The 15,267-nt window shown below is 55.3% G+C and carries 10 protein-coding genes; 5 read left to right on the top strand and 5 right to left on the bottom strand.

The annotated features are described in order from the left end of the window. Positions 1-14: 14 nt before the first annotated feature. The 3 genes from degS to zapG form a co-directional block, all read right to left on the bottom strand. Entirely contained in the window at positions 15-1,094 is a 1,080-nt protein-coding gene (gene degS / locus KVT28_RS16060; protein ID WP_217549247.1) for an outer membrane-stress sensor serine endopeptidase DegS, read from the bottom strand. An 86-nt stretch (positions 1,095-1,180) separates the two neighbouring features. Beyond that, positions 1,181-2,551, bottom strand: a complete 1,371-nt coding sequence (gene degQ, locus KVT28_RS16055) for a serine endoprotease DegQ (RefSeq protein ID WP_217549246.1) — start codon at positions 2,549-2,551, stop codon at positions 1,181-1,183. Positions 2,552-2,655: 104 nt separating this feature from the next. Beyond that, complete coding sequence (gene zapG, locus KVT28_RS16050) at positions 2,656-3,060, bottom strand: Z-ring associated protein ZapG (RefSeq protein WP_064737767.1); 405 nt, start codon at positions 3,058-3,060, stop codon at positions 2,656-2,658. A gap of 190 nt (positions 3,061-3,250) precedes the next feature. Here zapG and zapE point away from each other — a divergent pair, with 190 nt between their 5' ends. The 5 genes from zapE (at position 3,251) to sspB (ending at position 6,916) form a co-directional block, all read left to right on the top strand. Beyond that, positions 3,251-4,378, top strand: a complete 1,128-nt coding sequence (gene zapE / locus KVT28_RS16045; protein WP_110868087.1) for a cell division protein ZapE — start codon at positions 3,251-3,253, stop codon at positions 4,376-4,378. Positions 4,379-4,616: 238 nt separating this feature from the next. Further along, complete coding sequence (rplM, locus tag KVT28_RS16040; RefSeq protein ID WP_007886599.1) at positions 4,617-5,045, top strand: 50S ribosomal protein L13; 429 nt, start codon at positions 4,617-4,619, stop codon at positions 5,043-5,045. Between the two features lie 15 nt (positions 5,046-5,060). After that, positions 5,061-5,453, top strand: a complete 393-nt coding sequence (gene rpsI, locus KVT28_RS16035) for a 30S ribosomal protein S9 (RefSeq protein WP_007886600.1) — start codon at positions 5,061-5,063, stop codon at positions 5,451-5,453. 329 nt (positions 5,454-5,782) lie between these two features. Continuing rightward, positions 5,783-6,424 (top strand): stringent starvation protein SspA, encoded by a 642-nt coding sequence (sspA, locus tag KVT28_RS16030; protein ID WP_008104394.1) that lies wholly within the window; start codon positions 5,783-5,785, stop codon positions 6,422-6,424. A gap of 3 nt (positions 6,425-6,427) precedes the next feature. Then, a complete protein-coding gene (gene sspB, locus KVT28_RS16025) occupies positions 6,428-6,916 on the top strand; it encodes a ClpXP protease specificity-enhancing factor (protein ID WP_064737765.1) in 489 nt (162 codons plus the stop codon). 53 nt (positions 6,917-6,969) lie between these two features. Here the strand turns inward: sspB and KVT28_RS16020 are convergent, their stop codons facing one another. Both KVT28_RS16020 and KVT28_RS16015 read right to left on the bottom strand, forming a co-directional pair. Beyond that, positions 6,970-8,724 carry a sulfite reductase subunit alpha gene (locus tag KVT28_RS16020; RefSeq protein ID WP_217549244.1) on the bottom strand — a complete coding sequence of 585 codons (1,755 nt, stop codon included), beginning with the start codon at positions 8,722-8,724 and terminating at the stop codon, positions 6,970-6,972. Between the two features lie 129 nt (positions 8,725-8,853). Continuing rightward, a complete protein-coding gene (locus KVT28_RS16015; RefSeq protein WP_217549242.1) occupies positions 8,854-14,385 on the bottom strand; it encodes a glutamate synthase-related protein in 5,532 nt (1,843 codons plus the stop codon). Positions 14,386-15,267: the final 882 nt, after the last annotated feature.

Genomic DNA, 15,267 nt, shown 5'->3' with positions numbered 1-15,267 from the left:
GCGCGCAAGCGCCCTTATGGCGTGGTGGTGGCGGGCGCGGTCACTTCCGGGAATTCCTGAATCGTCACCGGCAAGGTCATTTTCTTTTCATTTCGCAAGATCTGCACGTCAATCACCGAGCCCGGACGAATTTCTGCCACCTGATCCATGGTTTCCTGCGCCGAGAGCGCCGGTTTACCATTCACTTCCAGCAGCACGTCATTGGCCTGAATGCCGGCGCTATCGGCGGGGCCGCCAGGCGTGACGTCGCTAACGATAATGCCCTGCACGCGATCAAGATTACTGCCCTGGCCGTGCAGCGGCGGCAGTTCGCGCCCGGTGATGCCGATGTAGCCGCGAATCACCCGACCATCACGAATCAGCTTATCCATGATTTTGCTCGCCAGCGCGGTGGGAATGGCGAAACCAATTCCTTCCGGCGTTTCGCCATCGCTGCTTTTATCAAACGTCAAGGTGTTAATGCCCATCAGTTCACCCAGCGAGTTAATCAATGCGCCGCCCGAGTTACCCTGATTGATTGAGGCATCGGTCTGCAGGAAGTTTTGTCGTCCGGATGAGCTCAGACCCACGCGTCCGGTGGCGCTGATGATGCCTTGCGTCACGGTTTGGCCGAGGTTATATGGATTGCCGATCGCCATGACGACGTCGCCGATGTGCGCCATACGTTTGGCGTTGATGGGGATAACCGGCAAGTTGGAGGCGCTGATTTTCAGCACCGCTAAATCGGTCATGGCATCGGAACCCACTAAGGTGGCTTCGAAGAAGCGTCCATCCTGCAGCGCGACGATGATTTGGTCGGCGTTATTAATCACGTGTTTGTTAGTGAGGATGTAGCCTTTGCCGTTCATGATCACGCCGGAACCCAGCGTGGTGATTCCGCGATTATTGTTGCCGTGGGCGCTGCGGTTATAGACGTTAACGACCGCGGGCACGGCACGTCGCACACCCTGATTAAAACTAACGGGTGCTTCATCGTCGCTGTTGTCATGATCAAAGGTGACGTTGCTGCCCATACGCAGCGCAGGGATCGCGACGAGCAGTAAGCCAGCCACGATCAGGCCCATCACCACAGAACGCAAAAGTTTAAGAAACATGGTGTTATTTCAAGCCAGGTGAGATCGCAGGGCAGAATAGCATGAGAAAGGCGGACAAACACCTGCTTGTCCGCCTGTTGCGAGGATTATCGCAGAAGCAGGTAAATCGTCTCTTCGCCGCGCACCACGTTCAGTGCCAGCACCGGCGGTTTGCCTTCCAGCACTTTGCGCATTTCGGCAATAGAAGCGACGCGATTGCGGTTTACGCCGATGATCACATCATCTTTCTGCAAACCGACTTGCTCCGCTGGCGTGCCTTTTTCAATGGCATCGACTTTCACGCCTTTATCACCGGTTTTGGTCGCGCCGTCGCTCAGCGTTGCGCCTTGCAGTGCAGGCGACATCAGCTGAGCGCTGGCGGTGGTTTGCGCGCTCTGTTCCAGCGTGACGGTGACGTTGACCGGTTTGCCTTCACGTAGCAGGCCGATTTTCACATCCTGGCCCGGCGGCGTGGTGCTGACTTTCACACGCAGCTCAGCAAAGCTGGTGATTGGCTTATCATTGATGGAGGTGATGATATCGCCAGCTTTGATGCCCGCTTTCTCGGCGGCTGACTTCGGCAGCACTTCCGAAACAAAGGCACCGCGCTGCGCATCAACGTTAAACGCTTTGGCGATATCGGCGGTCATTTCCGTACCTTTGATACCAAGCTGACCGCGCTTCACTTCGCCGAACTGAATCAGCTGCTGCGCCAGGTTCATCGCCATATTGGCGGGAATGGCGAAGCCAATGCCGATGTTGCCGCCGCTTGACGCCAGAATCGCGGTGTTGATACCAATCAACTCACCATTCAGGTTCACCAGCGCACCACCGGAGTTACCGCGGTTAATCGCGGCATCGGTCTGAATGAAGTTTTCCAGTCCTTCCAGATTCAGGCCGCTACGACCGAGCGCAGAGATGATGCCCGACGTGGCGGTTTGACCCAGACCAAACGGGTTACCGATGGCCACGGCAAAATCACCCACCTTCAGCGAATCAGAGTCGGCGATTTTCACCTGTGTCAGATTTTTCGCGCCTTCAACCTGGATCAATGCGATGTCGGTTTGTTCATCGTGACCAATTAACTTAGCGTCATATTCGTTGCCGTCACCCAGCTGCACGCTGATTTTATCGGCGTTGCTGACCACATGGTTATTGGTGAGGATATAGCCTTTAGCGGCATCAATGATCACGCCAGAACCCAGACCTTCAAAAGGCTGCGGCTGCGATTGTCCCGGTGCCTGACCAAAAAAGCGCTTCAGTGGTTCAGGAATATCCTGCGCCTGCTGACCGCTGTCGGTACCTTCAACACGCACGCTCACTACTGCGGGCAGAACTTTTTCCAGCATCGGTGCCAGGCTTGGCAATGCTTGTCCCTGAATCTGGGCGGGAAGAGTTGCCAGCGCACTCGGCGCCGCAGCCAAACTCATCCCGATACCTAAGGCTAATGCGCTTAACAGACGTGCTTGTTTTTTCATTGCTACAACGCTCTCGCTGCGAAAGGGATAAAAGAAGTGTGACAGTAGTTTGTGGTTTGTGTTCGAAAACAAAAAGGGCACAGCTAAGCTGTGCCCCAAAAGGATTAATTACGCGGAGCGCGGTCGCTGCCACGTAACAGGCCGGATGCGCCTTCAGAGTAATCACGCGGCATCTGCACCGGCGCCTGATCGTTATCCGCTTCGGCTTCCGTTAACTGGTAGGCAAACGGATTTTTCTCGCCGGGCAGATTTGGCAGCAGGTCGTTAGACCCTTTCGCCATGTGCTGATACAGCTGGCGATAATCATGCGCCATATTGTCCAGCAGCTCGGCGCTGCGGGCGAAGTGGTTGGTGAGCTCCTCGCGGTAATCCGCCAGCTCAGCCTTCGATTTTTCCAGTTCATACTGCATGCTACGCTGCTCACGCAGCTTCTTGTTGCCAAAACGCATGACGACTGCGCCGACAATAATGCCAATCACTAAACCAATCAGCCCGTATTCCCAGGTCATAATGACTCCCGTGTAATTTCCGTTGTTTCGTAGGGCATTGCTTCTGTTGCAACATCAACTTCAATAGCAGCCACTATACCCAATAATCTATTGGAAGTGGAACTATCGGGCTGCATCGCTTAGTGTAGAGCGGCCTAATTTTCGTCAACCGACCCGTGAATCGGACTTTTTCAGGGATTCTGAGAGAACCATGCAAACCTCATCTCCGCTTGCACGCTACGAGCAGGCGCTGTCGCAGGGCGAATTCCGCCCGGATGACGTACAACGAGAAGCGATTACCCGCTTAGATACCATCCAGCAAGGATTGATTGCCCGCCAGCAACAGGTTGAACCGGCTGCCAAAGGTCTGTTGGGCCGCTTGTCTAAGATAATGAATAAAGAGAAAAGCACCCGCGAAGCGCCAGTGCGCGGCCTGTATATGTGGGGCGGTGTGGGACGCGGTAAAACCTGGGTGATGGATCTGTTTTTTCAGTCAATTCCTGGTGATCGTAAGCTGCGCCTGCATTTCCACCGCTTTATGCTGCGTGTCCATCAGGAACTGACGCAGCTGCAAGGCCATAGCGATCCGCTGCTGATTGTCGCCGATCGCTTTAAAGCGGAAACCGACATTCTCTGTTTCGATGAGTTTTTTGTCTCAGATATCACCGACGCAATGCTGCTCGGCACGCTGATGGAAGCGCTGTTTGCGCGTGGCATCTCGCTGGTAGCCACCTCGAACATTCCGCCGGATGAGCTCTATCGCAACGGCCTGCAGCGCCCGCGTTTCCTGCCTGCCATCGAACAAATCAAGCGTCATTGTGAAGTGATGAACGTGGACGCCGGTATCGATTACCGTCTGCGTACACTAACGTCGGCGCATTTGTGGAACTTCCCGCTCAACGATGCCACGCATAGCGAAATGGAGCGCATGTTCCGCGCGCTGTCCGGCAAAGCGCGTGAAGACGCGCCGGTGCTGGAAATCAACCATCGCCAGATGCCCACGCTGGGCGTGCATGAAGGCGTGCTGGCGATCAATTTCCTGACGCTGTGCGGCGAAGGGCGCAGTCAGCACGACTATATTGAGCTCTCGCGCCGTTTTCACAGCGTCTTGCTGTATGATGTGCCGGTGATGATTTATAAGACCGAAGATCAGGCGCGCCGCTTCCTTGCGTTGGTCGATGAGTTCTACGAACGCCACGTGAAACTGGTTGTCGCGGCTGAAACATCACTGTTTGAAATTTATCAGGGCACACGCTTGAAGTTTGAGTATCAGCGCTGCTTGTCGCGTTTGCAGGAGATGCAGAGCGAGGAGTATTTGCGTCTGCCGCACCTGCCCTGATGACGTGGCATAAATCGTAGGTTTTAGATGCAAAAAGGTTCGATCTTTGAGTTCGACTTCTCTATAATCTTGCGACCCCACGTTACAGCATCGGTTTTCTTTCCCAAGAACTCGATGTGATCCGGTAACTCACTTGAAGGGGTGGCTTGCTGGGCAAAATGGTCGTGTGAGCCTCAATCGTTTACTTAGCGTTTGGGATTTCACCAACGTGTAACTTTTTATTTGGGTAAGCTTTTCAATGAAAACTTTTACAGCTAAACCAGAAACCGTACAGCGTGACTGGTATGTTGTTGACGCAACGGGCAAAACCTTGGGTCGCCTGGCGACTGAACTGGCGCGCCGTCTGCGTGGTAAGCACAAAGCGGAATACACTCCGCACGTTGATACCGGTGATTACATCATCGTTCTGAACGCAGAAAAAGTTGCTGTAACCGGCAACAAGCGTACTGACAAGATTTACTATCACCACACTGGCCACATCGGTGGTATCAAGCAAGCGACCTTTGCAGAGATGATCGAGCGCCGTCCTGAGCGTGTGATTGAAATCGCGGTTAAAGGCATGCTGCCGAAAGGCCCACTGGGTCGTGCTATGTACCGTAAACTGAAAGTTTACGCAGGCAACGAGCACAACCACGCGGCGCAGCAACCGCAAGTTCTTGACATTTAATCGGGATTATAGGCAATGGCTGAAACTCAAAACTACGGCACTGGTCGCCGCAAAAGCTCTGCCGCTCGCGTCTTCATCAAGCCGGGTAGCGGTAACATCGTAATTAACCAGCGCTCTTTGGAGCAGTACTTCGGTCGCGAGACTGCACGCATGGTCGTGCGTCAGCCGCTGGAGCTGGTTGATATGGTTGGTAAATTTGACCTGTACATCACCGTTAAAGGTGGTGGTATTTCTGGTCAGGCTGGTGCGATCCGTCACGGTATCACACGCGCTCTGATGGAGTACGACGAGTCTCTGCGTTCTGAACTGCGTAAAGCGGGCTTCGTTACCCGTGATGCGCGTGAAGTTGAACGTAAGAAAGTCGGCCTGCGTAAAGCACGTCGTCGTCCGCAGTTCTCCAAGCGTTAATTGTTTGCTGCTTCGGCAGCGGCAGTTGGCTCAAAAAACCCGCTTCGGCGGGTTTTTTATTGCCTGCATTAATGATTTTTTCCCACGAAAAACGCGAGCTTTACCCGCATTTTGCCCGCAAATCATCACGCCCGCCCCACAAGCTGCTTAAAATCTGGTAAACTCACTGTCACTTTGCGCCTGCAAGACGCAGCGTTGTGCATGTCGTTCCTGTCCGGAAGACCGGTCGATGCTCCTGACGCTGACGGTAGGCGAATCTGATGAGCCGGTGAGTCGCCGCGTGGTTGGCTATTCGCAGTATCTTTTTGTGAACAAACTTGGAGGTTTTCATGGCTGTCGCTGCCAACAAACGTTCGGTAATGACGCTGTTTTCTGGTCCGACTGACATTTTCAGCCATCAGGTACGTATCGTACTGGCTGAGAAGGGCGTCAGCGTGGAGATCGAGCAGGTTGAAACGGATAACCTGCCGCAGGATCTGATTGACCTCAACCCGTATCGCACCGTACCGACGCTGGTCGACCGTGAACTGACGCTGTATGAATCACGCATCATCATGGAATACCTCGATGAGCGTTTCCCGCATCCACCGCTGATGCCGGTTTACCCGGTAGCGCGCGGTGAAAGCCGTCTGATGATGCACCGCATTGAGCAGGATTGGTACAGCCTGATGCGCACCATCGAAACCGCCAACGGTGCCGAAGCCGATGCAGCGCGCAAGCAACTGCGCGAAGAGCTGCTGGCGATTGCACCACTGTTCGCACGCACACCGTTCTTCATGAGCGAAGAGTTCAGCTTGGTGGATTGCTATCTGGCGCCGCTGCTGTGGCGTCTGCCGCAGATGGGCGTTGACCTGTCTGGCGCCGGTTCTAAAGAGCTGAAAGGCTATATGACGCGTGTGTTTGAACGTGACTCTTTCCTTGCGTCACTGACGGAAGCAGAACGTGAAATGCGCCTGCAAGCTCGGGGCTAATGTATGGAAATGTCGCAACTAACGGCGCGTCGTCCTTACCTGTTGCGGGCGTTCTACGACTGGTTGCTGGATAACCAGTTGACGCCGCATTTGGTGGTCGACATCAATCTGCCTGGTGTGCAGGTGCCGCTGGAATATGCGCGTGATGGACAGATTGTTCTGAACATCGCGCCGCGTGCGGTAGGCAATCTTGACCTCGCCAATGATGAAGTGCGTTTCAACGCGCGTTTCGGTGGCGTACCGCGTCAGGTTTCTGTGCCGATGGCTGCAGTTCTGGCGATTTATGCCCGTGAAAACGGCGCTGGCACCATGTTCGAGCCGGAACCGGCTTACGAGCTGGCGACGGACGAGCAGGAAGGTAGCGGTCAGGAAGAGACAATGATGTCTGTGATTGATGGCGATCGTCCGGATGATGCGACTGATGACGATCACTCGCCAGATGATGAGCCGCCGCCGCGTGGCGGACGACCTTCACTGCGTGTGGTGAAGTAAAACGTGCAATAAAAAACGGGCCGATTGGCCCGTTTTTTTTATGCCTGCGCGTCTTAGTAGACGTCGCGCAGGTAGCGTTTATCTTTCTTCAGCTGATCAATGTAAGCCGCCGCGCGCTCGCTGGACAAGCCACCGAACTGACGAACCACTTCATACAGCGCCGCATCAACGTCTTTTGCCATGCGAGATGCGTCGCCACACACGTAGAAGTAAGCGCCATCCTGCAGCCAGGCGTAAAGCTCAGCGCCTTTCTCCAGCATGCGGTTCTGCACGTAAATCTTCTCTTCCTGATCGCGCGAGAAGGCCAGATCCAGATTAGTCAGCAGACCTTTCTCCTGCCATGCCTGCAACTCTTCCTCGTAGATATAATCATGTGCCTGATGCTGGTCACCGAAGAACAGCCAGTTTTTACCTTCTGCGCCCGTTGCCTGACGTTCCTGCAGGAAGGCGCGGAACGGTGCGATACCGGTGCCTGGCCCAACCATGATCAGCGGCGCATTGCCGTTTGACGGTACACGGAACGCTTTGTTTGGTGAGATGAAGATCGCCGGCTTTTCGCCGCGACGTACACGTTCAGCCAGATAAGTTGAGCACACGCCTTTACGCTCGCGGCCGCTGCTGTGATAGCGCACGGAAGCAATGGTCAGATGTACCTGATTTGGGTGGGCTTTCGAGCTCGACGAGATGGAGTAAGCGCGATGCTGTAACGGACGCAGCATGGCAACGAATTCCGGCACCGACAGGCTGCGCGTCAGCTCGAGCTGCAGCAGATCCAGCGTGTCTTTGCCCCACAGCCAAACGGCAAGGGTATCTTTATCGTCGTGCTGCAAGACGTGACGCAGTTCCTGGTTGGTGGTGTGCTGGCCAACCCACTCAATCAGTTTGCGTGACGGCTCGGAGATTTCGAACTGATAAGTCAGCAGATCGCCGAGGTTGCGATCAAAGCTGGGAACTGGCGTTTCGTAATCTGCTTTGAGCTGAGTCAGCAGCAGTGAAACCAGTGCTGCGTCGTTCACCGGGATCACACCCAGCGCATCGCCCGCTTCATATTTCAAACCGCTGTCGGTGAGATCAAATTCGAAGTGACGAATATCTTTCGCCGACTCTTCTGCCGAAAGACGCTTGTTAGTCACCAACGCAGCCGCATATGGGTTTTGCTTATTGCTGCCCGGAATGACGGGCGCTTCTGGCGCGCTTTCTAATGCTGTACCGCTGCTGCCTGCACTGGCGGCGAATTGCGGCATCGCCGTACCAATCCACGCGCTGGATGGCTCTTCGAAGTCGATATCGCAGTCGATACGATCGGCGACGCGTTTTGCACCGAGCTGCTCAAGACGCATATCGATGAATTTACCTGCCTGGCAGAAACCGTCGTAGCCGGTGTCGCCAATCGCCAATACCGCAAAGTGCATCTGCTCCAGACGCGGCGCGGTGCTGGCTGAAATCGCGTTCCAGAACAGCTGGGCGTTGTCCGGCATTTCGCCTTCGCCGTAAGTTGAGGTGACGATCAGCACGTGACGCATGGTGGCGAACACATCCAGATCCACTTCGCCCAGCGCTTGAACCACCGGCACCAAACCTTTGGCGCGTGCGGCTTTAGCGGCCGTTTGCGACAGCGCTTCAGCGTTGCCGGTCTGTGAACCGAACAGGATGTGCAACTGCGTATTGGTGCTGGCACCTGCAGCCGGTGCGCTCTGCTTGTCTTCTAATACCAGCAGGCGCGAATGGAGACCGGCGAGGAAGCCCGCCAGCCAGTATTTCTGCTCACCGTTAAACGGTGCATCTTCAGGAATGTAAGGAATTTTCATCGGTAAGGCTCAATCCTGTTCAAAATTTTATCCCTTTCATACTTCAGGTTGCAGATGCGTTTGCCGCCTTTCTGCACCATGAAGTATTGAGGGAAAGGTCAAAATTACACTTGTTCATTGGTGCTGTAATCAGGAAAGTTTCCCGACCGCAGCAGCGATTTCTGGCAATGCAGCACGCGCAAACAGCTCTTCAAAATCAGGCAGATGACCAAGCACTTCACGGATGCAGGCATCCTGATAGATGATCCAGCCGTAAGTCGCCAGGCTGTCCATCGAGCGAATGTTGCGCTGCGTTAATGCCGCTTTGTAATCTGACATTCGTTTCGCAGCGATCAGGCTTGCCAGCTCGTCATCGCTGTAACTCTCAATCGCCGAGCGTGCATGACGTTGCAGCTTGCTGATGAGCGTGAAATCTTCGGTCATCAGCAGATTACGCACCGCTTTTTCTACTGCTGGATCTTCCACCGCCGTGCCTTTCGGCAGCTTGCCCAGCGCCAGCTGCTGCGCGAGGCTGAGAACGGTGTAATTGTTCAGCAGAACAAACATCTCTAGCGTATCGGTCGCGCCATAAGCCGGAACTGCGCCGTTGGCAATGGTTTTACCGTCACGCCACGCTGATTTGAACTTCGCAACCTGATGCGCAGCCAGCGAGGTTGACAGCTCTTCAAGCAGGTCTTTACGTGATTTGGCTTTCAGGATCTCGGTGCCATCCTGATACAGCAGCAGTGAACGCGGCATCACATAAACAAAGTGGTGGCACTCGGTTTCCCAGTTATCCAGCAGCCAGGCCGCCCGTGGCGATTGGGTTGCTTCCAGATGCCAGTTCAGCATGGTCAGCACCGCTTGTTTGTGCACCTGCGCCATTTCGTCTTCATCGGCGATGGAACCAAACAGCACCGAATCACCTGCCGCGTGCGCTGCCAGCGATCCATACGGATCGTACTGGTAAGCGAAACCGCCGCTCATGCCGTTGCCAAAGCCTTTACCAAAGGTGCCAAGGTTGAGGATGGCGCCGTTGGTCATGTATTCGCAGCAGAAGTCACCAACGCCTTCCACTACCGCGGTTGCGCCGGAGTTACGCACGGCGAAGCGGTCACCCGCCTGGCCCTGAACGAACAGACGGCCGCCGGTGGCGCCAAATAGCGCGAAGTTACCGATCAACACGTTGCCATCGCTATCCTGTGCGCCGCCGCCTGGTGACATCACCACCAACTCGCCGCCGCACTGGCCTTTGCCGACACCGTCGTTACAGGTGCCGTAATGCTTCATCTGCATGCCGTCGTTGCAGAACGCGCCGAACGACTGGCCGGCAGAACCGCTGGTGTTAATCAGCACGGTGGCTGGCGCCAGATAGTGACGACCGCGATCGTCTTTCAGCACCGCTGGCAATGCAGCCAGCTGCTCTGTCGAGAGTTCATGGTTCAGCATGCGTTCGATATCGATCGCCAGCTGACCACCGACGCTTTTGTTACGGTTGTTCAGCGTGATGCCCGCGCCCAGCGCGATTTCACGGCTTGCCGCGCCAACCAGCTGCGTTTTCAGCTCGCTGACCCAGCCATCATCCAGCTCAAAGTCTTTTTCCAGATACACCGGCTTGGCAATTTTCTGCTCTGGCACCACGGTCAACATCGCACGCAGATCCAGTTTGCCGACTTCCAGCGGGTGATCCATCAAGTGCAGCAGATCCGAACGGCCACGCGCTTCACGCAGAGAACGCAGACCGAGGCGGGCGAGGAACTCACGCACTTCCTGCGCCACGTTGATGAAGTACTGCGCCAGCTGACGCGGATCACCATCAAAGGCTTCGGCGTTGGTGGTTAAACCGGCCGGGCATTTGACGTTACAGTTTTTCGCCATCACGCATTTCAGCATCATCAGCGCGGTGGTGCCGAACTCGAAGCTATCGCCGCCGAGCAGGGCAGATTTGATCACATCGCTGCCGGTTTGCTGCGCGCCGGAGCAGCGCAGCTGCACTTTGTCGCGCAGGCCGTTGGCACACAGCGCCTGATGCACTTCAGCGATGCCGATTTCCGCGACGCGGCCGGTATATTTCAGGCTGGTAACGGACGCTGCGCCGGTGCCGCCGGTGTTACCTGCGACGTTAATGACATCCGCGCCGGCTTTCGCCACGCCGACGGCGATGGTGCCGATACCTTCAGATGAAACCAGTTTGACGATGACACGCACGCGCGCGGCTTTACAGTCGTGGATCAGCTGCGCCAAATCCTCGATGGAGTAAGTGTCGTGGTGCGGCGGCGGTGAAACCAGCTCAACGCCCGGCGTACCGCCACGCGCTGCGGCAATCTCAACGGTCACTTTTGGTGCCGGCAGCTGGCCGCCTTCACCGGGCTTCGCGCCCTGACCGATTTTGATCTCCAGCTCTTCCAGCATTGGGTCAGCAAGATAAGCCGCCCACACGCCGAAACGCCCGGATGCCAACTGCTTGATACGTGACGCGCGGATGGTGCCGTGACGTGAATAGTGCTCGCCACCTTCACCACAGTTACTCATGCCGCCAACCATGTTAGTACCATGCGCGACAGCTTCGTGCGCCGGCGCAACCAACGCACCGTGGCTCATCGCACCGGAAGCAAAGGTACGGGTGATTTCGTGGGCTGGCTGAATCTCTTCCAGCGGCAGCGATGGCAGCGCGGTGAAGATCAGCGACAGATAATCGGCCGCTTTGCCGTAAGCGGTGATGTGCAGCACGCCATCCGCCACGTTGCTGCTTTCGATATCGTCGGTGAAACGGGTTTTCAGCGCCCGCGCCAGCGCTTCCAGACGCTCGCTTTCCGGTTTCAGGCCAGCAATGGCATCGATCAGACGCAGCTCAAAATGGTTCAGGCTGCCGTTCACTGCTTCACATTTCAGGCCACGCGTAGCGAAACCGTTGTTCACCAGCGAGTAGCGGCCCAGTTTGCGGCCGAATTCGGCTTCGCTGTCCACGTGGGTCAAATCGCACGGCAGCGCGAGGATGTCACGTAGCGCCGCCGGACGGCGTTTACGCTCGGCATGCATCAGGCTGGAGAACTGACGATAATCTGGCGTGATGGCAAAGCTGTCGATCACATCATTTGGGATGCGCTCGAAGCTGCTGTCTTTAAAGGCTTCCGCTTTGATGTTGAACGCATTATCCAGTTTGGCCAGCGTCATCAAACGAATAAAGTTGTCCTCTTCGCGCTCTTTGTTAGCAAAGCGAATCGGTTGTTCCGTCATATCAATGAAGGTACGCACCGCGATGGTGCCGTATGAGTGGCCCGCGCCTTCAGCACGCTCTTTGAACAGGCCGAGCAACGGCACTTCCGCTTCGCCCTGAATTTTTAATGCGCTTTGATGCCAGTCTACCGCCATCTGGGCGATCGCCGGGAAGCCCGCGCCGCCAACCGGCGTTTTGATATTCGGGAAATACTTTTTCAATACCGGATCGTCGGTATTCAGGAAGTTCGGCTCGAAGAACTCGCCGCAGCTGTAGCTCTCAACGGTACACAGGCCGACTTTACCCATGGTTTTCATCAGCGCTTTTTCGGCTGCTTTGGCATAGCGTTTAAAGGCTTTATTGCCTTCTTCGCCTTCACCGAATTTCTCTTCCGCACGCATCTGCACGCCGAGTGGGTAAACGGCAGAAGCACCGAAGCCCAGCGTCGCCGCGATATGGTGTGAAGAGATGCTTTGACCACTTTCGACCACCAGCGAAACATCCAGACGCAGACCTTCCTGCACCAGACGTTGGTTGATCGCCGACACCATCAGCAGCATCGGGATCGCTGCGTGAGTTGAAGAGATATGACGATCGGTGATCATCGCGATGCCGCCTTGCTGGCGTGCGAAATCGACAACCTGCTGGGCTAAGTTATCAATGGCTTTTTCCAGCGCGTTGGCGTTGGCCGCACGGCTGACGATATCTTTGCCGACCACCGGCTCATACAGCATCTCGAAACGCGCATAAGGAGCGACGGTTTGCTCGCGCAGGCGCAGCATGTCGAGGTGCGTCAGGATTGGCGTCGGAACAATGATTTGCTGACCTTTGCTGCGGCCGAGATGCGGCTTCGCACCCAGCGCAACACGCAGCGTCATGCCGTCCGCTTCACGAATGGAGTCGAGCGGCGGGTTGGTAACCTGGGCAAATCGTTGTGAGAAGTAGTGCGCCATGCCGCCTTCGTGGTCAGACAGGCCGTTGATGGCGTTGCCGTAACCCATGGCTGAGATCTTCTCAGCGCCGGTTTGCAGCATCGGATCCATCATGAATTTGAAGCTTTCCTGGTTGTAGTAGTAGGCGACAAAACGTTGATAGGTTTTGAGGTCACCACGATAACGCAGCGGCGAGCCGAGCTGCTCTGCCTGAATTTCTGGCAGGTCGGCGAGATCGATACGCGCTTTGCTCAGCAGTGACAGATAATCTTTTTCAGCGGCCAGTTTTTCCAGCGCTTCAACCGTGGTGTAAGAGCGTTTCTCTTTGTGATCGTAATAGAGCATGCCGCCCGCTTCGATACGGCCACGACGCAGCACGCTTTCCGGTGGGAAGGCGATCTGGCCCGCTTCAGACATCGCACCGATGTACTCCGCGGTTTCAACGGAACGCAGCGGACGCAGACCGAGGCGGTCAAGTCGCGCGCCGATCACTTCACCGTTACCGAAGATAAGCGCAGCTGGGCCATCGTTCTTCTCTTCATATAAAGAGAAGTACTCGAGCATGGCGCGCACTTCGTTCGAGAGCGAGGTATCGTTCTCCCACGCTGGCGGCATCATCGAAACTACGGCGTTGATCAGGTCGAGGTTATCTTCCATCAAACGGCTATGGATGCTCTGGTCGAGACGCGAACTGTCGGACTGACCTTTTGGACGCACGATTTTTTTACCGCGCGCCAGCATCAGTGCCGCTTCGGCAATGCGGTTTTTACGATCGGTGTTCAGCTCGCCGTTGTGCGCCATTAAGCGGAATGGCTGCGCCATGGTGGTATGCGGATCGGTGTTGGTCGAGAAACGGGTGTGGAAGAACAGCCCGCGCACCTGATGATCGGCATCGGTCAAATCTTTGAAGTAAGGAATCACTTCGTTGGAGTTCAGACGCGCTTTAAATACCTGCGTGCGCGAAGAGAGCGACAGCGGATAGAGGCCGCCGAATTCGCTTTCGGTAAAGGCGCGCGCTTCGATATCCAGCAGTGCGCGATAAATCTGGCGCTCGAATTCGAGTTGTTCAGTCACTTCCTGCGGCGCGGCAAAAATCCACTGCACAATCGGCAGCTGGAATTGCAGGGCGGCCGGGCGCGTCACGCTGCCGTCCAGCGGCATATCGCGTTTCACTAATACCGGGAAGTTATGCGCCGCCAGCGTTTCTTCAACCAGACGCTCAGCATTTGCACGCAGCTCTGCGTCTTTTGGTACAAAGAAGTTACCGACGCCAAAACGGCCGGCTTCCAGCGCCAGACCGGTGACCTTGCGGAAGAAGTTCAGGGAGAGATCGACGTTCACACCCGCGCCATCGCCCACGCCTTCGGCAGACATGCCGCCTCGGTGCGGAACCGTGCACAGCGCGCTATGGGCCATCCGCAGAATCTCATGAGTCTGCTCGCCGTCCTTACGGGTAATGAAACCTACACCACAGCTGTCACTGCCAGCTGATGGGTCATACAAACCATAGGGATTCGGTTTTTGCGTGGACATTGAGAGTCTCCTTAAACTTCTTTTGACATTACCTGCATTATTTCGTGTACCGCAGCGTGACAATGTAAGCCAGCGCGGCGGTATCAATTCTTGTGCCGCTCAGTAAAGAGCAGGCGTCGCAGCACCGAGCAAGGGCTCTCAAGACACTGTTGTCACGTCCTTAATGAGCTGCTCTTTTTATTCCGGTCTCTTTCGGGAGATAGCTTGCATCCAGAGGGAGGCTTCTTGCTGCATAGATATGCCGAGACACAGGCCCACCAGGAAAGCTTCCAGTGGAATTCCAACTTATCGGGAAAGCGAACTCAGGTCAAATAGCCAGCTTTGATGCGGGTAATAGGCTTTCTTGTCACTTAATTAAATGATTAATAAGAATTTATTGCGTAAATTTATGTCAATATCCCGCTGCGCATTCCCCCAGGAAGTGTGAGCCGTCTCACTGTGACCCAGCCCTCTAATATCCAAACAATGCTGGCAGAAAGGGTTATAACAGCATTTAATGCTGTTAGGGGCAGTTGATACACAGCATGTATCTGTTTTTCTTATGGCGTCATATTTGAATCAAAATGGCGCTGCCATTAGTAAAATTAATCACGCAAAGCATGCGTAGAAAGTCATTTAAATTGAATGGGTATGCAATAAAGAGGTGCAACCATCAGGATGAATGGCTGCCAGGGTGCTGATTAGCACCGGATGTTGAGGAAAGGTTCGCAAAAGCGCGGCCCTCCAGATTATTCAGTTGGCAGAATTAGTCAAGCGCTTTGCGCATATAGAAGGGAACGTCGGCGAAATCACGCTGCGATGCACCATTACAGGGCATAACCTGCGCGATATGGCCGGGTGAAGCGGGGCAGCGCAGCGATAATTACGCTATCATGAGCCAGA

Source organism: Pantoea sp. GbtcB22 (assembly GCF_019091025.1).
Taxonomy (GTDB): Bacteria; Pseudomonadota; Gammaproteobacteria; order Enterobacterales; family Enterobacteriaceae; genus Pantoea; species Pantoea leporis.
This window is presented reverse-complemented; position numbering and strand designations above follow the sequence as displayed.